At 45.5% G+C, this 25,289-nt stretch carries 28 protein-coding genes; 20 read left to right on the forward strand and 8 right to left on the reverse strand.

The window, feature by feature from the left end; translation table 11 throughout:
• The first annotated feature begins 9 nt into the window (after positions 1–9).
• The 5 genes from EGM68_RS26360 (at position 10) to EGM68_RS03895 (ending at position 3,926) form a co-directional block, all read left to right on the forward strand.
• Positions 10–132: a hypothetical protein gene (locus EGM68_RS26360; RefSeq protein ID WP_013369345.1), complete on the forward strand. Its 123-nt coding sequence runs from the start codon at positions 10–12 to the stop codon at positions 130–132.
• A 168-nt stretch (positions 133–300) separates the two neighbouring features.
• Positions 301–756 (forward strand): MerR family transcriptional regulator, encoded by a 456-nt coding sequence (locus EGM68_RS03880; RefSeq protein ID WP_013369346.1) that lies wholly within the window; start codon positions 301–303, stop codon positions 754–756.
• Between the two features lie 40 nt (positions 757–796).
• A complete protein-coding gene (locus EGM68_RS03885; protein ID WP_013369347.1) occupies positions 797–2,008 on the forward strand; it encodes an MFS transporter in 1,212 nt (403 codons plus the stop codon).
• A gap of 27 nt (positions 2,009–2,035) precedes the next feature.
• Positions 2,036–2,464: a universal stress protein gene (locus EGM68_RS03890; protein ID WP_013369348.1), complete on the forward strand. Its 429-nt coding sequence runs from the start codon at positions 2,036–2,038 to the stop codon at positions 2,462–2,464.
• Between the two features lie 43 nt (positions 2,465–2,507).
• A complete protein-coding gene (locus EGM68_RS03895; protein ID WP_013369349.1) occupies positions 2,508–3,926 on the forward strand; it encodes an aldehyde dehydrogenase family protein in 1,419 nt (472 codons plus the stop codon).
• Between the two features lie 155 nt (positions 3,927–4,081).
• On the opposite strand, the gene EGM68_RS03900 is transcribed toward EGM68_RS03895, so the two are convergent.
• The 3 genes from EGM68_RS03900 to EGM68_RS03915 all read right to left on the reverse strand — a co-directional run bounded on the left by EGM68_RS03900 (position 4,082) and on the right by EGM68_RS03915 (position 6,515).
• Positions 4,082–4,876, reverse strand: coding sequence for an SDR family oxidoreductase (locus tag EGM68_RS03900; RefSeq protein ID WP_013369350.1), 795 nt, complete (start codon positions 4,874–4,876; stop codon positions 4,082–4,084).
• 84 nt (positions 4,877–4,960) lie between these two features.
• Entirely contained in the window at positions 4,961–5,248 is a 288-nt protein-coding gene (locus EGM68_RS03905) for a DUF1330 domain-containing protein (RefSeq protein ID WP_025678031.1), read from the reverse strand.
• A gap of 355 nt (positions 5,249–5,603) precedes the next feature.
• On the reverse strand, positions 5,604–6,515 hold the full coding sequence (locus tag EGM68_RS03915) for a helix-turn-helix transcriptional regulator (RefSeq protein WP_129548685.1): 912 nt from the start codon (positions 6,513–6,515) through the stop codon (positions 5,604–5,606).
• 418 nt (positions 6,516–6,933) lie between these two features.
• Here EGM68_RS03915 and EGM68_RS03920 point away from each other — a divergent pair, with 418 nt between their 5' ends.
• Positions 6,934–7,500 (forward strand): NAD(P)H-dependent oxidoreductase, encoded by a 567-nt coding sequence (locus EGM68_RS03920; RefSeq protein WP_129548686.1) that lies wholly within the window; start codon positions 6,934–6,936, stop codon positions 7,498–7,500.
• 112 nt (positions 7,501–7,612) lie between these two features.
• On the opposite strand, the gene EGM68_RS03925 is transcribed toward EGM68_RS03920, so the two are convergent.
• Both EGM68_RS03925 and EGM68_RS03930 read right to left on the reverse strand, forming a co-directional pair.
• Positions 7,613–8,476 carry a hypothetical protein gene (locus EGM68_RS03925; RefSeq protein WP_013369355.1) on the reverse strand — a complete coding sequence of 288 codons (864 nt, stop codon included), beginning with the start codon at positions 8,474–8,476 and terminating at the stop codon, positions 7,613–7,615.
• 483 nt (positions 8,477–8,959) lie between these two features.
• A complete protein-coding gene (locus tag EGM68_RS03930; protein ID WP_013369356.1) occupies positions 8,960–9,424 on the reverse strand; it encodes an AbrB/MazE/SpoVT family DNA-binding domain-containing protein in 465 nt (154 codons plus the stop codon).
• A gap of 248 nt (positions 9,425–9,672) precedes the next feature.
• On the opposite strand from EGM68_RS03930, the gene EGM68_RS03935 reads away from it, so the two are divergent.
• The 3 genes from EGM68_RS03935 to EGM68_RS03945 all read left to right on the forward strand — a co-directional run bounded on the left by EGM68_RS03935 (position 9,673) and on the right by EGM68_RS03945 (position 12,079).
• Entirely contained in the window at positions 9,673–10,587 is a 915-nt protein-coding gene (locus EGM68_RS03935) for a hypothetical protein (protein WP_013369357.1), read from the forward strand.
• 114 nt (positions 10,588–10,701) lie between these two features.
• Complete coding sequence (locus tag EGM68_RS03940) at positions 10,702–11,073, forward strand: MerR family transcriptional regulator (protein ID WP_090736949.1); 372 nt, start codon at positions 10,702–10,704, stop codon at positions 11,071–11,073.
• 241 nt (positions 11,074–11,314) lie between these two features.
• Entirely contained in the window at positions 11,315–12,079 is a 765-nt protein-coding gene (locus EGM68_RS03945; protein ID WP_129548687.1) for a MerR family transcriptional regulator, read from the forward strand.
• Between the two features lie 95 nt (positions 12,080–12,174).
• On the opposite strand, the gene EGM68_RS03950 is transcribed toward EGM68_RS03945, so the two are convergent.
• The gene (locus EGM68_RS03950) at positions 12,175–12,651 is read right to left on the reverse strand and encodes a hypothetical protein (RefSeq protein ID WP_013369360.1); all 477 of its coding nucleotides are present in this window, start codon (positions 12,649–12,651) and stop codon (positions 12,175–12,177) included.
• 90 nt (positions 12,652–12,741) lie between these two features.
• Positions 12,742–13,221 carry a GAF domain-containing protein gene (locus EGM68_RS03955; RefSeq protein ID WP_013369361.1) on the reverse strand — a complete coding sequence of 160 codons (480 nt, stop codon included), beginning with the start codon at positions 13,219–13,221 and terminating at the stop codon, positions 12,742–12,744.
• Positions 13,222–13,573: 352 nt separating this feature from the next.
• Between EGM68_RS03955 and EGM68_RS03960 the strand changes: the two genes are divergently transcribed.
• The 8 genes from EGM68_RS03960 to EGM68_RS04000 all read left to right on the forward strand — a co-directional run bounded on the left by EGM68_RS03960 (position 13,574) and on the right by EGM68_RS04000 (position 23,262).
• On the forward strand, positions 13,574–13,879 hold the full coding sequence (locus EGM68_RS03960; RefSeq protein ID WP_013369362.1) for a toll/interleukin-1 receptor domain-containing protein: 306 nt from the start codon (positions 13,574–13,576) through the stop codon (positions 13,877–13,879).
• A gap of 187 nt (positions 13,880–14,066) precedes the next feature.
• Positions 14,067–14,663 (forward strand): GNAT family N-acetyltransferase, encoded by a 597-nt coding sequence (locus tag EGM68_RS03965; RefSeq protein ID WP_013369363.1) that lies wholly within the window; start codon positions 14,067–14,069, stop codon positions 14,661–14,663.
• Positions 14,647–15,402 (forward strand): energy-coupling factor transporter transmembrane component T family protein, encoded by a 756-nt coding sequence (locus EGM68_RS03970; RefSeq protein ID WP_025678046.1) that lies wholly within the window; start codon positions 14,647–14,649, stop codon positions 15,400–15,402. The genes EGM68_RS03965 and EGM68_RS03970 overlap by 17 nt, the downstream gene beginning before the upstream one ends.
• Before the next feature lie 163 nt (positions 15,403–15,565).
• A complete protein-coding gene (locus tag EGM68_RS03975; RefSeq protein ID WP_025678048.1) occupies positions 15,566–16,153 on the forward strand; it encodes an ECF transporter S component in 588 nt (195 codons plus the stop codon).
• A gap of 54 nt (positions 16,154–16,207) precedes the next feature.
• Complete coding sequence (locus tag EGM68_RS03980) at positions 16,208–17,767, forward strand: ABC transporter ATP-binding protein (protein ID WP_129548688.1); 1,560 nt, start codon at positions 16,208–16,210, stop codon at positions 17,765–17,767.
• A gap of 173 nt (positions 17,768–17,940) precedes the next feature.
• Positions 17,941–19,455 (forward strand): MDR family MFS transporter, encoded by a 1,515-nt coding sequence (locus EGM68_RS03985; protein WP_129548689.1) that lies wholly within the window; start codon positions 17,941–17,943, stop codon positions 19,453–19,455.
• A gap of 609 nt (positions 19,456–20,064) precedes the next feature.
• Positions 20,065–21,564, forward strand: coding sequence for a glycoside hydrolase family 68 protein (locus EGM68_RS03995; RefSeq protein ID WP_058831248.1), 1,500 nt, complete (start codon positions 20,065–20,067; stop codon positions 21,562–21,564).
• Positions 21,565–21,669: 105 nt separating this feature from the next.
• Positions 21,670–23,262 carry a glycoside hydrolase family 32 protein gene (locus tag EGM68_RS04000; protein ID WP_129548690.1) on the forward strand — a complete coding sequence of 531 codons (1,593 nt, stop codon included), beginning with the start codon at positions 21,670–21,672 and terminating at the stop codon, positions 23,260–23,262.
• Between the two features lie 120 nt (positions 23,263–23,382).
• Here EGM68_RS04000 and EGM68_RS04005 read toward each other — a convergent pair whose 3' ends face one another.
• Positions 23,383–23,847: a MarR family winged helix-turn-helix transcriptional regulator gene (locus EGM68_RS04005; protein WP_013369372.1), complete on the reverse strand. Its 465-nt coding sequence runs from the start codon at positions 23,845–23,847 to the stop codon at positions 23,383–23,385.
• Positions 23,848–24,133: 286 nt separating this feature from the next.
• On the opposite strand from EGM68_RS04005, the gene EGM68_RS04010 reads away from it, so the two are divergent.
• The 3 genes from EGM68_RS04010 to EGM68_RS04020 all read left to right on the forward strand — a co-directional run bounded on the left by EGM68_RS04010 (position 24,134) and on the right by EGM68_RS04020 (position 25,252).
• Positions 24,134–24,556, forward strand: a complete 423-nt coding sequence (locus EGM68_RS04010) for a hypothetical protein (protein ID WP_013369374.1) — start codon at positions 24,134–24,136, stop codon at positions 24,554–24,556.
• A gap of 194 nt (positions 24,557–24,750) precedes the next feature.
• Positions 24,751–24,936: a hypothetical protein gene (locus EGM68_RS04015; RefSeq protein ID WP_058710680.1), complete on the forward strand. Its 186-nt coding sequence runs from the start codon at positions 24,751–24,753 to the stop codon at positions 24,934–24,936.
• A 16-nt stretch (positions 24,937–24,952) separates the two neighbouring features.
• Positions 24,953–25,252 (forward strand): spore coat protein, encoded by a 300-nt coding sequence (locus tag EGM68_RS04020; protein ID WP_058710681.1) that lies wholly within the window; start codon positions 24,953–24,955, stop codon positions 25,250–25,252.
• Positions 25,253–25,289 lie beyond the last annotated feature (37 nt).

Consider the following 25,289-nt stretch of genomic DNA (forward strand, 5'->3'; position numbering starts at 1 on the left):
AATTCTGAGATGGGTGAAGTAGAAAGAGGTTGTGGTTGTGGCGGTGGCGGTTATGGCATGTTTACTTCCACTGGTGTTATTCTGGTACTCTTCATTTTGCTGGTTATCATCACACGTACTATTTTCATCTAAAGCGATATTCATGGGCTTGAGCGCCGATGTTTCGGGTCTATGACCATGCAATCCCAAATAGGAATCGCCTCTAACAGAGGCGGTTTCTTTTTATTTTAAAGTTTACGTTGACGTTAACGTTATATAGGCGTAGTATTTATATATAATCTTTTTCATAAGGTGGGTGTCATGGTTACGTATAAAATTGATGAGGTCGCGAAACAAAGCGGTTTGACCAAGCGAACTATTCGTTATTATGAGGAAATCGGCTTATTGCCCTCCCCGCAGCGCAGTGAAGGAAATATGCGGCTGTATACGCAGGAGGATGTGGATTTACTAAAAAAAATAGTGAGTGCCAAGGAAGTGCTTGGTTTTTCTTTGCAAGAGCTTCAGCGTTACATGTCCGCAGCGGAAATGCTCAAGGGGCAGCGGGAGGAATATCGCGAGCGAACGGAGCACTTGCAACCAATCGAGCGACGGGCCATGTTGGAGGATATGGAACGTACGCTGAACGAACAGTTGGAATTAATGGAGGGGAAAATCAACAGCATCCGTATGCTCCAGACTGAATTGGAAGAGCTGCGGATCAGGGTTCGTGAACGCAAAATCCTTTTGGATGAGGAACTTGAACACGACCCATCATAACAAGAATATTTACATTCAGATGTGGAGGTAACATCATAATATGAGTTCACAACATGCATTACCTGAAGAGTTAAAAGAACGCTCAGGCTTCCTGTCTCAACCTAAAGCCGTATGGGCGGTCGCCTTTGCTTGTGTTATTTCATTTATGGGTCTGGGATTAGTCGATCCGATTCTTCCGGCCATTGCCGATCAGCTTCATGCTACGAAAAGCCAAGTGTCATTGCTGTTTACCAGCTATAATCTGGTGACAGGCGTTGCGATGCTGATTACGGGCGTCGTATCAAGTCGATTGGGTGTCAAATGGACGCTACTAACCGGGATTTTATTTATTATTGTGTTTGCCGGATTGGGCGGTACGGCCAATACAGTTGGCGGAATTGTAGGCTACCGAGCAGGCTGGGGTTTGGGGAATGCTTTGTTTATCGCAACAGCGTTATCTGCGATTGTTGGTCTGTCCACTTCTGGAACAGCTAAAGCGATTATTTTGTATGAAGCGGCTTTGGGCCTCGGGATTTCAGTCGGCCCGCTGCTAGGTGGTGAGTTAGGTTCCATTTCCTGGCGTGGTCCGTTTTTCGGTGTAGCCGGACTGATGGTAGTGGGATTTTTGTTCATTACGTTTATGTTGCCTTCGATTCCAAAGCCCAAAAAACGTGGCTCCATTGCCGATCCGTTCAAAGCGCTTAGTTATCCAGCTTTACTCACGCTCGGCATTGTGGCGTTGTTATATAACTTTGGATTTTTTACGTTGATGGCGTATTCTCCATATGTAATGCATTTAGACGAGCATGGTTTGGGTTACGTGTTTTTTGGTTGGGGAATTATGCTGGCCTTTACCTCGGTGTTTGTAGCACCAAAGATTCAAGCACGCTTGAGCGTGGTATCTTCCATTAGTATCATGCTGACGCTATTTGCCATTGATTTAGGTGTTATGGCGATTGGGACGGTAGCTGGTTCGCCAACGACTGTCATTGTCGCCGTCATTGTAGCTGGTATTTTTCTGGGGATTAATAATACATTGATTACCACTGCTGTTATGCAGGCTGCTCCAGTGGAGCGCTCGACAGCATCTGCGGCCTACAGCTTTATGCGTTTTTTGGGCGGGGCCATTTCGCCGTGGCTTGCAGGGAAGCTGTCAGAGTGGTACTCAGCAGAAACCCCGTTTTATTTTGGAGCATTGATGGTACTGATTGGTGTAGCTGTGCTGATCGTACGTCGTCGACATATGCAGGATATTCAGGTAGATGCACACTAACATTGAACTTCTGGGGAGGAAAAGAATATGAGCGAATTCAAACAGATTCTGGTCGCGATTGATGGTTCGGAACACGCTATGAAGGCATTGGAGACAGCCAAAACGTTGTCTAAGCAGCTTCAGGGAAACCTGCATCTGACCGTATTGCATGTAAATCCGACTTTATCCATGAATGAGCCCCCGGTTGGGATTGATGTGGATGAGCGGATCGAAGAGGAAGGCCGTCATATTCTGGAGCCTGCAGCCGACTATTTGAAGGACGAGGGCATTTCGTACCGTATGCTGGCGGGTCATGGTGATCCGGCGAGTGTTATTTGCGAGAGTGCAAAGCAGGAAAAGGCGGATATGATCATTATGGGAACACGGGGACAGGGACTTGTTTCAGAGCTGATCCTGGGTAGTGTGAGTCATCATGTGATTCAGCATGCACCTTGTCCGGTACTGACGGTAAAATAGATGTTAAAAGGAACATTGATATAGAGAAAAGGAGGAAAAAAGCATGCAGCAGCATTTATTTATTGGTGGTGAATGGCAAGTAGCTTCATCATATACGACACTGAAATCACCGTATTCTGGGGAAGTCATTGCTGAGGTAGCAGAGGCCACTGCTGAGGATGCCAAGACCGCTATTCAGGCCGCATCTGATGCACGTGCAGTGATGCGGGCCATGCCAGCGCACCAGCGGTCAGCTATTTTGGAGAAGCTGGCTGACCTGCTGGAAGAGCGGCGTGAGGATGCAGCACGTATCATTGCACGCGAAGCGTCCAAGCCATGGAAGGCTGCGCTCGCGGAAGTTGATCGGACCGTGCAAACCTACAAGTTCGCAGCCGAAGAAGCCAAGCGCATTCACGGGGAAACCATTCCGCTGGATGCAGCACCGGGCGGCGAGGGCCGAATGGCCTACACGCTTAAAGAACCTGTCGGGGTAGTAGGAGCTATTACACCATTTAACTTCCCGATGAACCTGGTCGCTCATAAAGTGGGCCCTGCGCTGGCAGCAGGCAATACGGTTGTATTGAAGCCTGCGGAGCAGACACCGCTATCGGCTTACTTGATCGCGGAACTGCTGGAGCAGGCTGGGTTGCCTGCGGGCGCTCTTAACGTGATCAGCGGCGATGGTAAAACCATTGGCGACGTACTTGTCACTGATCCGCGCGTTAGCTATATCACTTTTACCGGTAGTCCGGCGGTCGGTACAGAAATTCGCTCCAAGGCTGGCTTGAAGCGGGTCACGCTGGAGCTGGGTTCCAACGCGGCTGTTATTATTGACCGTGATACGGATGTGGACGCGGTCATCGACCGTTGTGTAAGTGGAGCCTTTGCCAATCAGGGGCAGGTATGTATCTCGGTTCAACGTATTTACGTTGTCGATGAGCTGTATGATACATTTGTATCCCGATTTGTAGAGGCGACTCAACGTTTAAAAATTGGAGATCCGCTAGACCCGGACACGGACGTATCGGCGCTCATCTCAGCCAAGGATGTCGAGCGTGTTCGTGAGTGGCTGGAGGAAGCAGTCCAGGCAGGCGCGAGGATCGCTCTGGGTGGGCATACCGAAGGAGGGATTCTGGAGCCAACCGTATTGCTCGATGTGGACCCGACTTCCAAGGTATCCTGCCGCGAAGTGTTTGCCCCACTTGTGCTGATTCATTCCGTTAGCTCTGTAGATGAGGCTGTGAATCATGTGAATAATTCAATTTATGGCTTACAGGCGGGAATTTACACACGTAATATCACGACCGCGCTGGATGCAGCGGACAAGCTTGAGGTGGGAGGCGTGATGATCAATGACATACCAAGCTTCCGTGTTGACCATATGCCGTATGGCGGTGTGAAGCAAAGTGGCACCGGACGCGAAGGTGTAAAGTACGCTATGGAAGAAATGCTGGAAACCAAGCTGATCGTTATTAAACGGTAAATAGCTATATAGAAGCCTATCTGAAGGACATCGAAAATGCTTTGCGTATGTCTGCTCATTAGATAGGCTTTTTTTCTCATTATTTGCGCGAATGTCAGATGAAAATAAAGTGTTAGACTGAAAAATATTTGGATAAAGCGTATTTAGCTTGAGTTTTAAACCGTTGGAACTGTTCCACCGTCAATATTATATTCACTTCCTGTAATAGAAGCGGCCCGGTCGGATACCAGAAAAGCAACAAGCTCAGCGACTTCTTCTGGTAGTCCTGGACGACCAATTGGAATTCCTCCCAACGAGTCCATTAGTTGCTTTAATGCACTTTCTCGGTCGCCTGTCGTCTCAGCAATCCGATCAATCAAACTTTGTGCTGCCTTCGTTTCGATAAAGCCTGGCGCAACTGTATTAATACGAATGCCTTGAGGCGAAAACTGCTTGGATAATCCTTTGCTGTAAGTAGTTAAAGCTGCTTTGGCCGCGGCATAAGCCAATGTTGCATCATATAGAGGCAAGCGACGTTGAATAGATGAAATATGAATAATAACACCTGAACCCTTTTCCACCATAGCTGGCAGCAGTCCACGGTCTAAACGAACGGCAGCAAACAGATTGGCGTTAAAAGTTTGCTGCCAATGCTCGTCCGTCAAGACAAGAGCTCCCCCGGATGGGGCTGACGAGCCTCCAACATTGTTGACAAGAATATCTACATCGCCTAGGCGCTCAAGAACGCTGGTTACCACTTTATCTACACCTTCAGGCGTACTAATATCGGCTGGAATAAATAGATCCGGATTTTCTAAATTAACTGGAGTAGTTCGAGCCGTAGTAATTACAGTAGCACCTGCAGCCGTAAGTCTCTTAGCAATAGCCTCTCCCATTCCTTGGGTACCGCCTGTGACCAAGGCCCTTTTGCCTTTAAACTCACTTAAAATGCTTTCTAATTGAAAACTCATGTGAATAATTCCTCCTAATTTTGACAATGTGGTTGAGAACTACCTCTAGGTATCTTCACTCCGAGTTCACTTGTTTTGCGAACCTTACACACTATCGACAATGATACCCCGGTACCGCCCTCCGCGCAGTCGATGCTTTAGGGCTTTTTGATAGGCTGGACTAAAGTACCAAGCTTGTGCTTCCTCAAAAGTGGGGAATTCCAAGATGGCCAGCCCTTCAATATCGGGTCCTTCGAGGACCTGGTATGCGCCATACATTGCTAGGGGGGTGACGGAATGTCCCGCCAAACCTGCCGGTGCCAACTGAGAATAGAGTTGGAGTTCAGTTTGATCGGTACTCTGTTCACGTATAAAAACAACATAAGCGGGCATATACGTTTTCCCTTTCTTATTTTTTAATTTCTTTATGGAAGTGTAATAATCAGTTCTTTAATTTTATTGTTGTTTACTAGAAATTGATGTTTAAGTAGGAGTGGGTCGGGAAGATTCGATTTATCAAAGTCTCCGTCTACTTTCGCAATTACGACGATGGTATTATTAATGTCATCCATATCCACGATCTCGAAGCTGACATTGGGATTTGTTCGCTGATGTAAAGTAAGTTTCTACTGCTGGTGGCAGGGATCTATGTGGATTCATTGATTCTTCAACCTCCTATGGTGAGTATGTGGTGAGCGATAACTTCAAACTCATCATAGCAGTAATAATATGACTACATGATGTCATATTATAGAGGATCATTTAAATTTCTTTTCATCGTTTCTAAATGAGACAATATTCTTGTACGTACTTGTTCGGGGCTAACCTCTATAAGGAGGGGACCAAAGGATAGCTGATAACTGTCCAACCAATTGCCTACAGGAAATTGTGCCGTGACGATATAAGAGCCGTCTTCCCTCTGAGTAATTGTTTTCTCGGCAAATTCATCATATACGCGGTAAGCTCCTTGAGCAGAAATGTGAAGAGTTACTTCAATGGTATGAAGCAAGTCGTTCATCTTTGTATCTGTAGATGCCACGACTGTTCTTGGCTCATAACTAATTTCCGTAACTACAATCTCTTTCATTCGGCTAATCTTAAATACACGATAACTTTCGGTATTTAAACAGTAACCCTCCACATACCAGGATTTATCTTTAAACAAGAGCTTGGCAGGTTCGACGCTACGATAACTCTGTTCCCCGGCGACGTTATAATAGCGGAACTTTATAACACGGTTTGTGATTATTGCGTTGCGTATAAGAGTGAATAGCTGTCTCTGGCTGTTTTGGCTTCCCCATGGCGAAAAATCTACTTCGATCCAGTTTCCCATTTCTTTTTTAAAAAGCCTACTCAACTTGCTTAGCACTTCTTCTACCTGTGGGATGGTAGCTGTAGCCACACTCTGAAGGGCCATTAAGATATCATCTTGTTCCTGCTCGGACAGTAAAGAGGTGTTAAAGACATAACCCTCCATCAATGATATTCCGCCACCCTTGCCTCTACTGCTGTAGATGGGAATCCCAGCTGCACTTAAGGCATCTATGTCCCGATAAATCGTTCGTGTGGAAACCTCAAAATGCTCTGCCAATTCGTCAGCAGTCACCTTTTTCTTATGGAGTAACATATAAACGATTTCAAAATGTCTGCTTAATGGCATAAGCTTCACCTCACTCGGTAGCATACACCTTATAACATGACATTATAAAGTCATATTAAGTGATTGCTCTACATCACACCCTAATGGGCATCAACAGGGGGACTTTTATTTTCTTTGGACAGCGATAATAACACTGCCTTGGATCAGATCTTTTTACAATCTTTTATATAAAGTTGAACCAAAAGCACTTGCAAAATAAAAAGGAATAAACTATACTGAGGCCAGTTAGTTAGTGATTGATCAATTACTAATTGATTAACAAGCAACGAGGTAACATTCATGAGCAAGAGACTGCTTCAAGTTTACTAAACGTATCTTTATTGGAACTATAGATTGATAAAGATTCAGTTAGATGAAGAAGTATGAAGTTATGTAATTGATCAATCACTCATTTTATTTGTAAATGGAGGAGAAAAAGATGAAACATCTTATTATTTACGCGCATCCATCTGAGGGAAGCTTTAATCATGCAATTTTGACCACTGCAGTGGAGGGGCTAAAGCAAAAAGGACATGATGTGGTGGTTCGTGATCTGTATGATATCAGCTTTCAACCTGTAGTCAGCAGTAGCGAGATTATTGGAGGAATCGGAGAAGATATTGTGCGGGAACAGCAGTTTTTGCAATGGGCAGAGGTGATCACCTTTATTTATCCGATTTGGTGGACGGGGATGCCAGCCATAATGAAAGGGTATATTGACCGCGTATTCTCTTACGGATTTGCTTACAAATATGTAAACGGGGTGCAGATGGGACTGCTCAAGGGGAAGAAGGTCATCATCCTCAACACACAAGGGAAATCACATGCGGAATATGCCAGCAATGGCATGGATCAAGCACTTCGCTTGACGTCCGACAAAGGCATATTTGAATATTGTGGGCTTGACGTCATGTATCATCTATTCTTCGAGTCCGTACCACAATCCGATGAGGATACGCGCAAGACGTGGCTTCGCCAGATTGCAGACATGGCCAGCAAAGCCTAATAAAAATAGGTTAAGGAGAAGAAGGCTTGTGATATTAAGCCTTCTTCTTTTGGAATGTGACAATAAATATGTTTGATAGTGCAGTAAAACTGAATTGGTAATTTAACAGGGCCTATATAGTGATATCTATGCCTTGAGTATGAATGCTTACCGAAGATTTAGATAGCTTGATGGTCTGAGCAAACAATTGATCGAAGGATTTACGGTCCACAAGCCCTTTGTACGAGACAACGTTATCCATCGCGTCCAGCTCCTTGCTTTTCACCTTGCTGGTGACGGCCTCAAGGATGTGTTGATCCAAGTTGTTTGCTTTTTGGAATTCACTTCTGACTTGGGACAGAGTGGAGCCATAACTTTCGAGCTTCGCCAATACGTTAGCAAATAGGCTTCGGATATCGTCGCTTTCAGTAATATGGTCAAGTCCTAATGTTTGGGGACTCACATCCAAGAGATTGAAACCCGTCTGCTGCGTTGTACTATCTTTAGGCTGGATAACCTCTTGGAATGCTCCATCGGTGGCTTTGTTATACATTTTGGCAGTTCCTTTTAAGAATCCCCCATATAAACCTGTAATTGTATCCGTCATTTCTTGAAGATGTTCCTTGATTTCAGACTTCGCTTGCTCCTTATATTCTAAAGATGCGTTACTTTGGTCAATCTTATCCAATTCATCCAGCCAAGGATCTACCGAGTTTTTCAGGCTTTGATGCAATGCAGTATATATTCCTTGTACGACCCCTAATCCCCGATCAATGAGAGCGCTTTGAGTCAATCCATCATCTAGCGCACTTTTGTTATTCATTTGCTTCAAATCCAGCATTTTCTCTGTACGTTCACTTTTTTCCGCCTGGGCATTCTGCTGCATACGGGAAGCAATCTGCTGGTTGAGCTGTTGAACCGTCGAGTTATTGATTGAATTCCCTTGTTTGCTGATGCGATTGAAAGCTACTGGCAGAGATGCATTGTTTAACCTCATTAAATTCGTACCTCCTATGTATATTGAATATGGATACGCATACTCTATCAATATCGGCAGAGATCGAGAAAAATTAAAGGAAAGTGCACGCGCATTCGTATACCCTCCCTGTTAAACAAGCATTCTAATTAGTGATAGGCTGGTCTGACCTGTATTCCTCATTTTTTCCAAAATAATACGCTTGGCCGCTGCTATAGCTTTTGGTCGAGGGTGGTTTACCGTAGAAAAATGAATAAATAAATGAAATGACCTTCTCTAATTAAAGAAGGTCATTTTTTAATTCAGGAACCATTATTAAATGTAGCACAGCCTTCTGCTTATAGGCGTTCTCGCTTGCAATTCATCCAGTAGTTCTTTATACCTAGTATAGATTTTTCGCATATGCGTTTTGTCGGTTAGCTATGATGCTGCGTATCACGGTTCAAAATTAGCTGTACATGATGAAATCTCTGGTGTATACCTATGTAGGATAGCAAGCTGTAGTTATAGCAATTTTTTGAGCTGGGATATACGGGCTTGGGAAACCTCAAGCATTTTGGCATATTCGTGCTGTGCTGCATTGGGCTGCTTTTGCATTAATTCTTTGAGACTTTCAATCATCTGCTGTGTTGATCGCCGTAGACGTTTGGGCTCTTTATTCGACCGTTGTCCGTTGGCTAAAGCTGATTTGGCTGGTCTCAGGACAGGACTGAAATTTAACCCCTTCTTTAAACTTTCAATACATTCTTTACAAATAAAACTGTCTCTAAAATAAGTCAATTGTTCTGCTGAACCACACATTTTACACGTCACCCCGGTATATTTTCGAAAGGCGAGAATACCAGTTTCCTCATCTGCGAAAATCTCAACAGGATCACCCACATTAAAATCCATAGAAATTCGCATTTCTTTGGGAATGACGATACGGCCTAACGCATCTAGGGGACGTGTCATACCTGTACTTTTCAAATGATAACCTCCTTTTTTATATCCTTATAATACTAAATAATTATGATAAAAAAGAATAGGCTTAGAGAAGCAATCGCATATATTAAGTAAACTGTTGAAAAGTATACAAGTAATTCCCATAATATGTTTGTTTAATGGTGGAAAACGTGTTGAGGAATTATAGGGGATTGCCGATATATATTCAGAATCAATATTCTAGTTGGCAAAGAAATTTTTAGTAATATACGTTAAGGGGCTGTGAATTACATATGAGAATATTTCAGTTTTGGAAGAAAAATAAAAAAACTGTGGTGGCAATCAATTTGGACACTGCTATTCCTGCAGCCATTATAAAGGTTGGCGGATTAGTAGATCAGCCAGAGCAATTCACCGCCGAGGCGAAAAATTCGGCGGCTATGCTGGGAGAAGAGGCATTGCCTCTATTCCCGCGTTATTTTTTCGGGACTGAGCTGCAGAAGCCAGAGAGTTTGGCGGGAAAGTACGAAGGTTTGGGTGACTGGCTGCATATTCAACAGGATGCTATTTTTGAGATTATCTACAATTACAGGGAAAAGGCGATTCCCATGCTGTATGAGGTGGCGTTCGGGGTATACGATTGGACGCAGTATAAGGCGGTGCGGATACTAACTCGGTTAGCCCGTGAAGGCCTTCATACCGACCAGATTGTGGACGATATTATCAGCCATGTCGACGATTTTCGTTATGAGGCACAAATGCCTACATTCTATTTTCTGTCCGGACTGACGGGCAATAAGAAAGTTGCCGCGTTGCTGCAAAGGCATTTCCTTGAGAATCTGGAATACGATCCGATTGATGCCTTTGATATTTTCGAGAATTTGCACCGTTGTTCGCCTGATGTTGCCATGAGACATGCCGATTTTCTCAAAGCCATTGCCCGTGGTGAAGGCCTAGAAGGCCGCTCTCCGTTACTGGACGGAGCGATAGGGACTACCGATGAGAACGGCAAGCAAGAGTACCACTGGCCTGATGATGAACCTGTCGAAGAGCACCACCAATTACGAGCGGCCATATTTTATTACCAGTTGAATTCTCACGATGAAGAGGTCAATCGGCTGTTGGATCAATGGGAAGTGAGCCATCCGGAGGAGAATGTAAGGCGTTATATTGGGAAATTGCGAGGGGAAGGACAGGGAGAGAGCTAACTGTTCAGTTTGTGAATAGGGAAATCCTAATTTTGCACTCTTTTCTATGAAAACTTATACTTATCGTTACAGCTGACTTGAAGCGAAAATACAAGAACGAGGAGGGGATCAACCATGTACTCCATTAAAGAAGTTGAAATCAGGAGCGGATTGCCCGCATCTACCCTTCGTTATTATGAAAAAGAGGGCATTCTACCTGATGTCGGTCGGGATGAAGGTGGGAGAAGGGTATATACCGAGAAACAAATGGATTGGATCAGGTTCCTTATGGCTATGAAAGACACAGGAATGACCATTGAAGAAATTAAGGCATACCTTGAGCTAAATATAAAAGGAGAAGCCACGATCCAAGAGCGAAGAGATTTCCTGGTTGCTCACAAAAAGAAAGTGGAAGAACATATGGCACAAACGCAACACAATTTGGAGAAAATTATTCAAAAGATCGCTTACTACGATCATGTGGTCATGGGAAAAAGCTTCTCTTAGTAGCCAGATCGAATTGAATATATGAAGCCCCCAGCCTATTTGAAATACGCTGTAGGGCTTTTTTTTGCATAGATATCTAAAGATACCTGCTGTAGGTCGCAAGTATGAAAAGTCGTTGGCAATTAGGCGGTTCACAATGTGCTTACAGGGTAAAAGTGTAGTACCAAGGTGGGGAAGTGGGGGTATTGACTCTCACGCCACGTGAGGCTGTAGACTGTGAAAGCAAGGGAGGTGAAGCGGAATGGCTTATACGGTTAAGGAAGTATCTAATCTGTCGGGAATCAGCGTTCGAACTTTGCATTATTATGATGAAATTGGATTGCTGAAACCACATCATATCGGAAATAATGGATATCGCTATTACGAACAGGAACAACTATTGAGGCTTCAGCAAATCATGGTGTACAGGGAACTGGATTTGCCTTTATCCGAAATTGGCAATGTGCTGGAGCAAACCAAGGAACAAAAGGCTGAGGTTTTGCAGGTGCATCGAGCCAATATTGAGGCCAAGGTCTTCCGCTTGCATACTCTCCTTCAGACCATCGACGTAACGGTGGCTCATTTGAAAGGAGAACAAACGATGGAACCAGAGCAAATGTACCAAGGGTTTAACCCGGAAAAACAAGAAATGTATGAACGTGATCTGACGGAACGTTATGGTTCACAGGTCGAAGAGAAGGTTCAGGAGAGTAAGACTGCGACGACGAACTGGAGCAAAGAGGATTATTTGGATTCGCAGGCAGAGGCAGATCAGATTCATCGGGAGTTGGCTGAAGCCATGAATAAGGGATTGAAGCATAACAGTGTAGAAGTACAGGCGCTGATCCGCCGTCATCTTCAATGGGTAAGCCGATTTTATACCCCTACAGCAGAAATTTATAGCGGGCTGGGAGACTTGTATGTAGAACATGAGGATTTCAGTAAAATGTATGAAGGCTATCACCCTGGGCTGGCTGAGTATTTGCGAGACGGAATGAAGGAGCTGGCCAAGCGGGAATTAACCTAGCAATAGCTGATGAAAGGGCTATAAGTAATATGAAAAAAGGGTGAACAACAAACCAATCGACGGCCTGCTGTTCACCCTTTTTTGTGTAAAGCAGCTTACATGCCGCTTGGTGCTGTTCTCATGCCTTGTTGACTGCTGTTTCCGAACTGCTGCATGTTACTACTGCCTGCAAAATGTTGTCCGGTCGTCCCCATATGTTGCGGAAAGTTGTGATTCATGTGGCTTCCTGTACTAAAGGCGGATGGTTGCATACTACGGGAAGCATAGTTATCGCCAAATCCAGGTTGAGTCATTTGGTTGCTCGAGCGGATGGTGTTTTCCAGCTGACTACACAGTTGAATAACTTGTTGGTATTGCTGCATAGCTTTTTGGTGGTCCTGGATTGCGGTTTGGATCATTTGAGCCGCATTACGTTCACGTTGCATCAGGCTTTCAAGGCTGGATGCATTTTGTTGCTCTTGTTGCAGCAACTGTTGATACATAGCGGTTCCTTGCTGTGTTTGTTGTACCAATTGCTGAATAATTTGTTCACATTGATGAATTTGTTGTTGCGGAGCCATGTTATTGAACATTGATCATCAATCTCCTTCGCCGGATAGTTTAGGTTTTAGGACCCTCATATATTGTGGCGAAGGAAGAGCATATATATGCACAATTTTTGGTTACAGGCTGGATACCAGAATAGCCGTAAATTCCTCTAGGAATACACGATCTTCGTGATCAAATCGGCTTTTTAGCGGGCTGTCAATGTCCAGCACCCCAATCAGCTCATCGTTCTTGATTAGAGGGATAACGATTTCGCTATTGGAAGCAGCGTCACAGGCGATATGTCCTGGAAATGCATGTACATCGTCAATGACAAGTGTTCGCCGTTCAGCTGCTGCGGTACCGCAAACGCCGCGCCCCAGTGGAATCCGTATACATGCGGGTAAACCCTGGAAGGGACCTAGTACAAGCTCAGTCCCATCATAAAGATAGAAGCCACTCCAGTTCACATCTGGAAGAAAGTGACCCAGTAACGCTGAAGCGTTCGCTAAATTGGCAATCCTATTGGATTCATCGTGAACAAGTGCCCGGAGTTGTCCGAGAACGGATTCGAATTGTTCCTGACGTGTTCCTTCGTAAGGGATAGTTTGAAACATGTAGAGTCCACGCTCCTAACATTAAATTTTCATATTAACTGTTGTATATATCACCAAAAATAGGTAATTGTGCAAATCGCTTTTACCATTGGTTAATTAATTTAAGATATAACGATTGTACATATTCAGTCAAGTAGAAAATAGCACTACCGTCTTGGAATAATCACCTTACTCTAACAGCAGCACAATTCCCTATCTGTACAAGCAGCGCTGACGGCAAAGCTTTACGTTTTAGCGGGACATATAATATAGAAAGTAATTCAGCGAGGGTTGCCCTCATCTGTTTCCAGCTTCTCCCCTATGGGTAAAAACAATGTAACATGTTGGCTTAGGCCAGAGAGGAGTTACAATTATGCATGCAGATGTTCAGAACTTGTTTATCCGTATACAGATGCTTTCTTATGCACATCAGGACGATTTGACGGTGAGAGATATACAACCTGTACTCGAAGAACGCGGATACCGCGTAGGAGAACGTGAAGTCAAGCAGGAGCTGGAAAACCTGACACAGGAAAACTTTCTGACGCCGCATGATGATATGTTCAGCCTTACCGGCGCAGGGATCGAAGAATTGCAGGAGATTCAGTCAATGCTAGGCGTATTGTACGAAGATGTTGTGAAAAATCCAGCGCAAGTCGCTGCCCGTGCCTCTTCTTAAAAGAATAGGGACACAAAAAAATCATATAAAAATAAAAGGTAGCCCTCTTCATTCCTGATTCCAGGAAGCGGAGGGCTAATTTGATTTTATAGGGTCTGTCCACTTTAATAAGGTTGTGTTTGTTGGAGGTGTATGCTTAAATGTAGCGTATATTTGTTGTATTTTGATGCTGGAAGGATGATGGAACATGTGTGCATATGCAAGTAAGGGGCATATACCACTGCTGGAAAGCCCGCGTCTTCGGCTGCGAAGGATGGAAAGTCGGGATGCGGCTACGATGTTCGCTTGCTGGTCTGACCCGGAGGTTCACCGTTATATGAATCTTTCCGGTATGTCAGGACGTGAGGATGCTGAGGATATGATTGGGCTGTTGAATGAGCTGGCGAAGACGGAGGATGCGCTGCGCTGGGGGATCGAGCTGAAGGACAACGGGAAGCTGATTGGAAGTTGCGGCTTTAATTATTGGCAGACAGAGGGAGCTTATAAAGCCGAGATTGGCTATGAGTTGGCCAAGCCTTATTGGCGACAGGGCTATATGACAGAGGCGCTTCGCTTGGTGCTTTCATTCGGATATGGCACGATCCGATTAAATCGGATTGAAGCGCTGGTGGACCCGCGCAATACAGGCTCGCAAGCCCTGCTGTCCTCGATGGGCTGGACCCAGGAAGGGCTGTTACGGCAGGTACAGCATACATCTACAGGTTTTAAGGATATGCTGATGTACTCATTACTGCATGAAGAATGGCTCAGACTGGAGGTACAACGAAATGCTGTTTCAGTATAACGGCGGTTCGTCGCCGCTGCACAGGCTTGGACCGTTAAGTAAGCTTATATGGGTGGGATGCTTTAGTCTTCTGTCGATGTCATGGGATTCGACGCTACGGGAAGCGGCACTCTTGGCGGTACTGATCGCTGTGGCTGGCTTGGGTGCACGGTTGACCCTGGCACGACAACTTCGCGCTATGTCGTTCCTGATTGGTTTAGGGATTCCATATTTTATACTGTCTATCCTAGCGATTCGAGAAGGACATGAAGTGGCTTCATGGGGACCCATTGTGGTTACAGCTGAGGGACTGGATATCGCGGGGGCATTAACGCTGCGGATTTTTGTATTGTTTTTGGCATCCTATATCTATCTCTCGACGACCGATCCCCGAGATTTTGTGCAGGCTTTGAATCTGCGCTTGCGTGTGCCTTATCGGTTTGCGTTCGGTATTTCAGTGGCGTTGACGTTTCTACCCTTATTGGAAGAAGAAGGGCGAACAATTATGGCTGCACGACGTGTCCGTGGACAGGAGCCACCACGAGGATGGAGCAATCGGTTATCATGGTGGAGCGGGTATGCGGCTGCTGTGTTGGTGAATGCTGTGAGACGGGTTCAGCAGACAGCACTGGCTATGGAGGGCAAAGGTTTTGGCGCATATGCAGAACGGACGTATCTTCGAACACTGAAGAATGGGCGTTTAGGCTACGTATATGCTGTGATTGCTGTATTCGCTACGGCTGTTTTATGGTGGGTATGATAAAGAAGCAGCCCCTTTTTTTTGTTCTTATTGTCAACTTGTTAAATAAAATTAGGTTGACAATGAGACAGCGGATGAATACATTTATACAGTAACAGTTTGTACAAGGGCCAGAGTCTATGACCTTGTATACTAGATTGTAGAGAGGAGTCAAGAAATATATATGAAAGAATCTCGTATTTTTGCCAAGTTTACAACGTTGGATATCGTGTTAATGGCCATGCTGGCTACGTTGAACGGCGTCATGACTGTGTATTTGTCGATGATTAACAAAACGTTAAACAGTCTGGGAGGGCCTATTGCAACTTCCACTATCGTCGGGCTGTACATGATATATGGTTTGCTGGCCTATTATATTATTCGTAAGCCAGGTACGGCGGTAATTGCTTATGCCTTTGGCGCAGTAGTGCAGTCTTTTATGGGCTCTGCCTATGGAATTGCGTCTATCATCGCGGCGGCTGTCTGCTATATGGTTGTGGCGGAACTGGTATTTGCTCTTTTGCGATATCGCCGCTGGAACACAGTTTCACTGATGCTGGCGGGCGGAGCCATGGTTCCGCTGTGGTTTATCGTGGCAGCCAATATGTTTGGCTATATGCATTGGGGATGGAAGGTGCTGACGATTGCACTGGTCGTTCGTATCCTGAGCGGCATTGTCCTGTGTGGTCTGCTGACGAAAGTACTGGGCGATGCCTTAAATGGAACGGGGCTGTTAAAACGCTTTGAACTGGGACGCGCTTCACGTGCATAACCAAGGCTATGCATGGCTATAGCTTGAACAATAGGGATCGAGGGTATTTCGGTTATGAATGAACGTAGTGATCATGCTTTTGAGAATAGAGTGGCTGTTTCCTTAAGGAATTTTGGCTATCGGTATGATGACCAGGTGGAGCCAGCGTTACATGGTCTGACGCTGGACATTGCGGTGGGCGAGCATGTAGCCATTGTTGGAGCTAGCGGAAGTGGAAAGTCTACGCTGTGCCAGCTGCTTCATGGCGGGTTGTCCCGTTCTGGCGAGGGTGAACGGACGGGAGAGCTGACCGTGTACGGGATGGACCCCGACACCGCTGAATTGGCTACGGTCGCCACCACTGTCGGCGTCGTGCTTCAGGACCCGGATGCCCAGCTAGTGCAGGGAATCGTCGAAGACGAAATTGCTTTTGGACCGGAGAATCTGCGCGTGCCTCCGGCAGAAATAGAACAGCGCCTTGCCGCTGCACTGGAGGCCGTCGGCCTGGCATCCGAGCGCGGCTCCTTCGTGCGGCGCCTCTCGGGAGGCCAGCGCCAACGCACCGCCATTGCTGCGGTGCTGGCGCTGGAAGCGCCGCTGGTCGTGTTCGACGACGCAGCTGCGCAGTTGGACCCGCCGGCTGTACGGGACTTCGTCCTGCTATGTCGGCGGCTCCATGCCGCAGGCCGGACGGTGATCACTGCGTCCGGCCGTATAGATGATGGCGCGCGTGCAGCACAGCGCGTCATCGTGCTGAAGGGCGGGACTATGCTGCTGCAAGGCCCGCCCGAAGAGCTGCTGCGCGAGCATGGGGCGCAGCTGGCAGCCTGGGGGCTGCTCCCCTCTTCCGCAGGGAGGGAAGACATGCCGCATGAGCCGGGGGTGAATTCCGGCTCGGCGGCTAACTGCGCTGGGCAGCCGTTGCTGGAGGTGAAGGGATTGCCCTTCACCTACCCCGGCAGCCAGCGCCCGGCGCTCAAGGGTGTGAGTCTTGCCCTTGCGCCTGGCGAACGAGCCGTAATGCTGGGCGAGAACGGCTCTGGCAAAACCACGCTGGGCAAGCTGCTTATGGGTCTACTCCCCGCACCGAAGGGATGCATGTGGTGGGAGGGGCAGGATATGTCGAAACTGCCCATTCACCAACTGGCTGCGGGGATTGGCTATGTGTTCCAGCAACCAGAGCATCAATTTGCAGCTGCAACGGTGTGGGAAGAGTGCTTGTATAGTGTACGGGCCAAGCTTGGTTTACGGCTCGGAGATCCGGTTCCCGCCGCCTATGAGGAACGGGCGCATCGCTTACTGGCCTCCGCCAGGCTGGATCACAGGCTGGAGGCCTCTCCGTACCTGCTAAGTGGAGGCGAAAAAAGGCTTTTGAGCGTTGCGGCACAGTTCATCTTACCCAAAAAGCTTTACATTTTGGATGAGCCAACTGCGGGAACGGATTACGAAGGGGCGAATAGCCTGCTCCGTATGTGCACAGAGCAGGCTGCTGAAGGCGCGGCTTTTCTAATCATTACCCATGATATACAGATAGCTGAGCGCTTTGCCAGCCATGTTCTTCGTATGGAAGAGGGGTATCTCTATAAAACGGAAGATAGCGGGAGTTATCATACGATTACAGTTGACAAAAATTAAGGATATGTAGACAATAATATATATACATCGTACACAACAGGCGGCCTATATAGGCCGCCTGTTTACGATTATGCAGTGCGGGTAATCATCCAAGCTGGGAAGGAAAACCGTACAGATACAACACAGTTTTTACAAGGAAAGGATTTGTGATTTGCTTGGGAAACGATAAACCTATGAAGCGCGGGCTCGTGCTGACAGGTGTTCTATTGGCCACTTTTCTGGCCGCGATTGAAGGAACGGTTATCGGTCCAGCAGGACCGACAATTGTTAGTGAACTGGGCAGTGTGAATTTGCTCAGCTGGATTTTTACGGCATATTTGCTGACGATGGCTGTAACCACGCCTATTTTCGGCAAACTTAGCGATTTGTTTGGCCGAAAACCCATTTTTCTAATTGGGTGCACGTTATTTGTGGTTGGCTCTTTGCTTTGTATGCTGGCTGGTAGTATGGAGCAGCTTATTTTATACCGGGCTATTCAAGGGATTGGAGCAGGCGGTGTCATTCCTGTTACCTTTACCATTATCGGTGATATATACAAAATGGAGGAACGTGGTAAAGTCCAAGGCATGATCAGCTCGGTATGGGGGATTTCTTCCCTTGTCGGGCCTCTCTTGGGCGGTTACGTGGTCACCTATTTTGGCTGGGAATGGATTTTTGGCTTTAACGTTCCCTTTGGATTTCTGGCTATGTTCTTCATCGCCCGTTACCTGCGGGAACAGGTAAGCAAGCGTACCGCACGTATCGACGTGGCGGGAGCAGTTACCTTTACCATCGGGATGACGGCACTCTTGCTCGTATTGGCCCTTGGGGGACAGTATATCGACTGGGCTTCTCCTGAATTGCTGGCCTTGGCTGCGGTGGCGATTTTGTTCCTGGTTTTGTTTTTGGTTATCGAAAAGCGCGCTCAGGAACCGATGGTGCCTCTGAAGCTGTTTCGGATACGGGATATCGCTTTTTCCTGTGCCACTGCACTACTCGTCAGTACCCTGCTAATCGGGCTGACTAGCTATCTTCCACTATGGATTCAGGGCGTACACGGTGGAGATGCCGCTTCATCTGGTCTTGCACTGGCACCAATGTCCGTAGGCTGGCTGTTTGGCTCCATGATCGGTGGACGCATTTTGCTGACGCTGGGCTCGCGTCGAACCTCTTTGATCGGGCTGACCCTGATTGTATTGGGAGCTTTCGTCATGACCTTGATGGACCTAACGGCTCCGATCTGGCTGCTGTTCTTGTCTACATTATTGTATGGACTGGGATTCGGCTTCTCGATGACCGTGTTCACGATTATTGCTCAGTCCTCGGTCGGATTCCAGCTGCGTGGCGCATCTACAGCCTTGAATACGTTCCTGCGCACGTTGGGACAAACAATTGGGGTTGCAGCCTTCGGTTCATGGCTGAATTATCGCATTGCTGCCCAGACAGCGGACGGACAGCTCACTCAGCAAGGGGTTACGCAGGAGGATATCAATGGTCTGCTGGCCCCGCATGCTTCACAGAGTCTAAGTGACAAGGTTGCCGGATTACTCCGGTCTGTACTGGAAAACAGTCTGCATTCCCTGTTCGTGATCATGGTCGTTATTGCAGTGATTAGCTGGTTTGTTGTCCTCGGCTTGCGGAACCGCCCACCGGGTACGGAAGAAGAGGCAGATCAGCGTATAAAGGCACCACAAAGAGAACACGCATAAAAAATAATATACTTCTTTCATTATAAGAGACAGTCCGGTACACCAATAAGGGGCCGGGCTGTTTCTTTATGCTAAGGTCTCTTCTCCTACTGATTTAGCAAAATAGCCACCTCGTATAGGACCGATAAATTCCCCAGTATATAAAAAAGAAAATAAAACCCCCTAGAGATTGCGATATATTCATATCGAATAGGTAACGAAATGGTAAAAAAGTCTTAAAAAATTGTAACTAAAAATTTGTTTCTGTATTGAGCCGTACAGTACTAAGGAACCATTTTTTTGAACCCGCTTCCAAATCGGGCTTTGTATGATTTATTTAAGAACGATTTTGCATGTGAATGAAGCAACCAACCAAGCAAAATGGGATACGAAAAAAAATCAAGTAACAAATTTTTCTGAATGTAATAAGAATGAAAAAACAGGGATTTTCAGAAAATTACTAGGAAAATATGAGGATGAAATTTATAGAGGAATCTGTTTTCTTCCCTCGCATAATAGGGATTTTCAGTCTATATCAATCGTTTGACATACCATATAAAATGGCCCTACCAACCAAAAAGTTGGGTTTCAAATCTAGAAATCATAATCAGATTAAGGGAGATGGAGTACTTGAAGTTTAACAAATGGTTTAGTAAAGCAGCCACTGCAACAGTAGCAACTACCTTACTGTTAGGAGGCGGCGTTCAGGCTTTTGCAAAGGGAAATGACGAGGCAGATTCCAAAGCAGACAGTGCATTTACCCAAATTACGCGTAGTGACATGCTGAATATTTTCAAACAGCAAGGTAAAGAGAAATATGAGGTTCCGTCCTTCGATGCCTCTACAATTAAAAATATTCCTTCTGCTATTGGTCACGATAGCTCAGGCAAGCAGATTGATCTGGATGTCTGGGACAGCTGGCCGTTACAAAATGCCGATGGCACAGTGGCTAATTACAAGGGATATAATATCGTTTTTGGATTGGCAGGCGATCCTAAAAGAGGTGAGGATACATTTATATATCTGTTCTATCAAAAAGCGGGTGATACTTCACTGAGCGGCTGGAAAAATGCTGGTAGAGTATTTAAAGACAATGATAAACTGCTCTCCAACGATCCGATTCTCAAAAATCAGTCAGAAGAATGGTCCGGCTCAGCTACCTTAACCTCTGATGGACAAGTACGTTTATTCTATACCAGCAGACAGCCGTATGACCCGAATAACAAATTATACGGCAAGCAAACCTTGAGCACGGCTCAAATTAATGTCTCTCAGCCTGATGATAAGACACTGAAAGTAGATGGAGTCGAGGATTTGAAATCGATCTATGACGGTGGAGATGGGAAAACCTATCAAAATGTACAGCAAAGCGTCGGAATAGATATGGATAATCATACTCTTCGAGACCCTCACTATGTCGAGGATCAAGGCCACAAATATATTATATTTGAAGCCAACACAGGAACAGAAACAGGCTATCAGGGTGAAGATTCGATTCAAAACCCAGCTTATTATGGCGGCAATAAGAATTTCTTCAAGGAAGAGCAACAAAACCTGCTGCAAAGTCCTAAGAAAAAGGGAGCTGAGCTGGCGAACGGCGCACTGGGCATCGTTGAATTGAATGATGATTATACGTTGAAAAATGTAATGCCTCCTTTGATCGCATCCAATCTGGTAACAGATGAAATTGAACGGGCGAATGTGTTCAAAATGAACGGTTTGTGGTATTTATTTACGAGTACAAGAGGTTCTAAGGTGACTGTAGATGCGATCGGTGACGATGATATTTACATGCTGGGTTATGTTTCTACTTCCTTGACAGGGCCTTATAAACCGTTGAATGGAACCGGTCTCGTTCTTCATCAGGATCTGGATCGTGATGATATTACCTGGACGTATGCCCATTTTGCTATCCCGCAAGGCAAAGGCAATAACGTAGTCGTTTCGAGTTATATGACCAATCGTGGGCTTTTCCCGGATCACAAATCTACTTTTGCACCAAGCTTCCTGCTGAATATTAAAGGTTCGAAAACTTCTGTTGTGAAAAACGGTATTCTGGAACAAGGGCAAATCACGATTGATCCAGCGAATGACAAAAAAGAACACCAAAATGAGTACGGAAAGAAATAAGTAGGTATTTAAGCAGTATGTCCGAAGGCGGCAGTCGGTAGCAACCCGATCTGTCGTCCGTCGGACGATACATAACGATGCAATGAAGTAAGGAGGATCGTCATAATGAGAAAAAAAGCTCCCAAGAACATTTGGATACGATCCGTAGTAGTCATCACAGGCTTAACGATATTCATAGCTATGGGATGGAATATGTACCAACAGGATGCTGTCAAACCCTCTAAACCTGCTGCAACTCCAAAAAATCAAGCAAATCAAAGTAAGCATTCAACACCGACCTACCGGGCAGCCTACCATTTTACCGTTCCGGATAAGTGGAAAAATGATCCGCAGCGGCCGATTTATATGGATGGAAAATATCATTATTATTATTTATATAATCGTGATTACCCTCATAAGAACGGTACAGAATGGCGCCATGCAACATCGACCGATCTGGTTCATTGGAAAGATGAAGGGGTGGCGATTCCCAAATATACAAACCCGAATGGAGATCCTTGGTCCGGTTCGGTCGTGATCGACGATCATGGCACCGCTGGTTTTGGAAAAGGCGCACTTGTAGCCATTGTCACACAGCCCTCCGCAGATGGAGGAAAGCAGGAACAATTTCTGTGGTACAGTAAGGATAAAGGCAAGACGTTTACTTCTTACCGCAACAAGCCTGTGATGTCCAACCCTGGTACGAAGGATTTCAGAGATCCCAAAATCGTCCGGGATACTGGGCGTAATCAATGGGTGATGGTCATGGCAGAGGGAACGAAGATTGGCTTTTATAAGTCTAAAAATTTAAAGGATTGGCAGTTTACGAGTGGCTTTCAAACGGAAAATATCGGGCTTGTGGAATGTCCTGACCTTTACCAGATGCGCGCGGATGATGGGACCTATCAATGGATTCTGGGCGCGAGCGCCAATAGTAAACCAACCGGCGGGCCTAACACGTATGCCTATTGGATAGGAGATTTTAATGGAGAAGCATTTCTCCCTGATCGCAATGATCCTGATTGGCTGGATTATGGCTTTGACTGGTATGGTGCGGTTACGTTCGAGGATGGCAAAGCCAAAGACCAATACAGTCACCGTTATGCGCTGGCCTGGATGAACAATTGGGATTATGCCAATAACACGCCTACCCTGAAAGAAGGCTTTAATGGAATGGATTCGGTTGTTCGCCAAATTCGGTTGAAGCGTACATCTGATGTCGGCTATCGCTTGGTTTCACAGCCTGTACCAGCTTTGGAGCAATTCCCAGTTGCAACGGAATCATTGGGGAAGATCCAAGTAGCGGGGACTCACACGCTTCCGGTAGCAGGTGATGCCTATCAGTTAGAGGCGGATGTATCTTGGTCAACGATCAAAAATACAGGATTGAGGCTTCGAGAGTCTGCGGATGGCAAGCGTCATGTAGATGTGGGTGTTTCGGTGGAGGGTCAATACTCTTATGTAAACAGAGCGAACACCGGGCAGCCGGATCAGAGTGGAAAATATGTAGAGAGTAAGGCGCCTTTTGATACCAACAAGAAAAATGTCCACTTGAAGATTCTCGTCGATAAAACCAGCATCGAAGTCTTTGTAGATGATGGAGAAGTAGCTTATTCCTCCTTAATATTCCCACGCTTAGAGGATCGGGGAATTACTCTTTTTTCAGAGGGCGGTAAGGCTATTTTTAATAATGTAGTGATCAAACATTTTAGTCATTAAAAAAGTCCACCCATGAATATAAGGGTGGACTTTTCTGTGTAAATCTAAATTTTCGTTTAGCACAGCTATAAGATTGTTCGTTTATTCACAAACGATCAGTTGCTAAAATTACTATTCGTTCTATTTGTGATAAGGTGACAGATTATCAGCGCTACGGCCCAATTTTTTGAGCAAGCCGATGAGTTGATCTCTTTCGGTTTCGCTGATTCCGCTAAAGGCACGTTCAATCTGACGTGTATAATCAGGATAAATTTCATCCATGACGCGTTGTCCTTCGTCCGTCAACTCTGCATATATAATACGACGATCTTGGTCGCACGGGTGACGGTGCAAATAACCGCGGCTCTCCAGCTTGTCGATCACATAAGTGACATTTCCGCTTTGTAGAAGCAGCTTGGCACCAATTTGTTGAATTGGCTGTGCTCCCTTGTGATATAAAACTTCCATCACGGCGAAGGCCGTTGGGTTGAAGCCCACCGTTTTGATGCCAGCAACCGCATGTTCGTTTACACTTTTGAATGACTTGGCAAACACGCTATACAAATGCATGGATTGCTGTGTCACCAATGTTCGGTAATCTATCATCTTCATTCCGCCTTTATGTATGGATTTGGGCATCCTTTGACCGCTCGGTTCGGATGACCGGGCAACCATACCCTTACTACTAGCATAAAGGGATTTACGTAGGGAAAACATGCGATTTGTCACAGTAGCTGCTTTTTTAATTATTTAATTTCAAAGCTTTAAGGTAAATTTTTGAAAAATAAAGGTTTCGAATGTAAAAATAGCGTTCCGATTGGTTATATTAACAAATAACATACCTAATGAACCCAAATAACAAAATAAGATAAATTCAGAGGAGATGAAGCACATGGATACGGGTTCTTTCCGTTTTCAATTTCGTGATCCGCAGCAAGCCGCCCAAGCCTGTGAAACATTAAAGGAAATTGGATACTCTGCCAGCACGAACGGTGATACAGGCCTCAGTGTTCACGTTGAGAACCAGGATGTGCTATCTGCATTAGAGATTTGCCAAGCTTATGAAGGAAGTATAATTGAGACAGGAGTTCTCACTTATCGTCCAGGTAAACAAAGTAATATTGGTATGCAAAATCCAGGTTATAGCCCGGAGGATTGGATTATTCCAGCGCACATCATCAATGAAGACTGGAGCGAGGCGTATAAAAACGGCTCTTCCCAAACGTTTACTAACACAACACAGGAACACAACGTCAGCTCTGACCAACAACCGGAGGACGATGTGGACGGTTTTTCAGGAAGCGTACATACCTGAAAATTGTGTCCGCCCTGGCTGCCACTTTGGAACAAAAAGGTTCCTTCAAAACCATGACTAATGGTTTGAAGGAACCTTTTTTCATCATGAGAAACAGCTGAAAAGGACATTGTGAAAACTAAGATTCTTGGATCGTGCATAAGGGCAGCAATCGTAGGAAATACCAAAAGAAGTTCAGAAAGGAGGTTTTGATCTTGCAAAAACTTGGAGTTCACGAAAAGTTGGAATTGCATGAGCTGCTTACGTTTAAAACAACTTGTATTACAAAAACTCAAACCATGCTCCCTTTAGTCTCAGATTCAAATTTAAAAAATATTTTACAGCAGGACATCAGCAGCGGTACACAAGATATTCAACAGCTTAGAAATCTGCTTGTATAATCTAAGGAGGAATAACGTGAATTCTTTTATTGGGAATATGACCGGTACAACCCCCATGACCGATCAGGTGATTGCTTCCGATCTGTTAATCGCAGCTAAAAGTGGGATCAAAAACTACGCCGCGGCCTTAACAGAGTCGACCAGCTCAGAAGTTCGAAATGTCCTTTGTGACCAATTGAGCAAAGCTGTTAACCTTCATGAGCAAATTTTTAATTATATGAAGAATAATGGTTACTACAACGCCTATGATCCGGATCAGCAAATTCAAATGGATATTCAAAATGCAGACAAGGCACTTTCTTTGTCCAAAATGTAAAACGTTTAATTAAAAAGAAGCATCAGCAAACCTTTAA

Origin of the sequence: Paenibacillus sp. M-152 (assembly GCF_003856555.1) — a bacterium.
Classification (GTDB): Bacteria; Bacillota; Bacilli; order Paenibacillales; family Paenibacillaceae; genus Paenibacillus; species Paenibacillus polymyxa_C.

Excerpts from the sequence above, each read along its gene's own strand:
- EGM68_RS26360 (WP_013369345.1), top strand. The coding sequence starts at position 10 with ATGGGTGAAGTAGAAAGAGGTTGTGGTTGTGGCGGTGGCGGTTATGGC.
- EGM68_RS03880 (WP_013369346.1), top strand. The coding sequence starts at position 301 with ATGGTTACGTATAAAATTGATGAGGTCGCGAAACAAAGCGGTTTGACC.
- EGM68_RS03885 (WP_013369347.1), top strand. The coding sequence starts at position 797 with ATGAGTTCACAACATGCATTACCTGAAGAGTTAAAAGAACGCTCAGGC.
- EGM68_RS03890 (WP_013369348.1), top strand. The coding sequence starts at position 2,036 with ATGAGCGAATTCAAACAGATTCTGGTCGCGATTGATGGTTCGGAACAC.
- EGM68_RS03895 (WP_013369349.1), top strand. The coding sequence starts at position 2,508 with ATGCAGCAGCATTTATTTATTGGTGGTGAATGGCAAGTAGCTTCATCA.
- EGM68_RS03900 (WP_013369350.1), bottom strand. The coding sequence starts at position 4,876 with ATGAGTTTTCAATTAGAAAGCATTTTAAGTGAGTTTAAAGGCAAAAGG.
- EGM68_RS03905 (WP_025678031.1), bottom strand. The coding sequence starts at position 5,248 with ATGCCCGCTTATGTTGTTTTTATACGTGAACAGAGTACCGATCAAACT.
- EGM68_RS03915 (WP_129548685.1), bottom strand. The coding sequence starts at position 6,515 with ATGCCATTAAGCAGACATTTTGAAATCGTTTATATGTTACTCCATAAG.
- EGM68_RS03920 (WP_129548686.1), top strand. The coding sequence starts at position 6,934 with ATGAAACATCTTATTATTTACGCGCATCCATCTGAGGGAAGCTTTAAT.
- EGM68_RS03925 (WP_013369355.1), bottom strand. The coding sequence starts at position 8,476 with ATGAGGTTAAACAATGCATCTCTGCCAGTAGCTTTCAATCGCATCAGC.
- EGM68_RS03935 (WP_013369357.1), top strand. The coding sequence starts at position 9,673 with ATGAGAATATTTCAGTTTTGGAAGAAAAATAAAAAAACTGTGGTGGCA.
- EGM68_RS03940 (WP_090736949.1), top strand. The coding sequence starts at position 10,702 with ATGTACTCCATTAAAGAAGTTGAAATCAGGAGCGGATTGCCCGCATCT.
- EGM68_RS03945 (WP_129548687.1), top strand. The coding sequence starts at position 11,315 with ATGGCTTATACGGTTAAGGAAGTATCTAATCTGTCGGGAATCAGCGTT.
- EGM68_RS03950 (WP_013369360.1), bottom strand. The coding sequence starts at position 12,651 with ATGTTCAATAACATGGCTCCGCAACAACAAATTCATCAATGTGAACAA.
- EGM68_RS03955 (WP_013369361.1), bottom strand. The coding sequence starts at position 13,221 with ATGTTTCAAACTATCCCTTACGAAGGAACACGTCAGGAACAATTCGAA.
- EGM68_RS03960 (WP_013369362.1), top strand. The coding sequence starts at position 13,574 with ATGCATGCAGATGTTCAGAACTTGTTTATCCGTATACAGATGCTTTCT.
- EGM68_RS03965 (WP_013369363.1), top strand. The coding sequence starts at position 14,067 with ATGTGTGCATATGCAAGTAAGGGGCATATACCACTGCTGGAAAGCCCG.
- EGM68_RS03970 (WP_025678046.1), top strand. The coding sequence starts at position 14,647 with ATGCTGTTTCAGTATAACGGCGGTTCGTCGCCGCTGCACAGGCTTGGA.
- EGM68_RS03975 (WP_025678048.1), top strand. The coding sequence starts at position 15,566 with ATGAAAGAATCTCGTATTTTTGCCAAGTTTACAACGTTGGATATCGTG.
- EGM68_RS03980 (WP_129548688.1), top strand. The coding sequence starts at position 16,208 with ATGAATGAACGTAGTGATCATGCTTTTGAGAATAGAGTGGCTGTTTCC.
- EGM68_RS03985 (WP_129548689.1), top strand. The coding sequence starts at position 17,941 with ATGAAGCGCGGGCTCGTGCTGACAGGTGTTCTATTGGCCACTTTTCTG.
- EGM68_RS04000 (WP_129548690.1), top strand. The coding sequence starts at position 21,670 with ATGAGAAAAAAAGCTCCCAAGAACATTTGGATACGATCCGTAGTAGTC.
- EGM68_RS04005 (WP_013369372.1), bottom strand. The coding sequence starts at position 23,847 with ATGATAGATTACCGAACATTGGTGACACAGCAATCCATGCATTTGTAT.
- EGM68_RS04010 (WP_013369374.1), top strand. The coding sequence starts at position 24,134 with ATGGATACGGGTTCTTTCCGTTTTCAATTTCGTGATCCGCAGCAAGCC.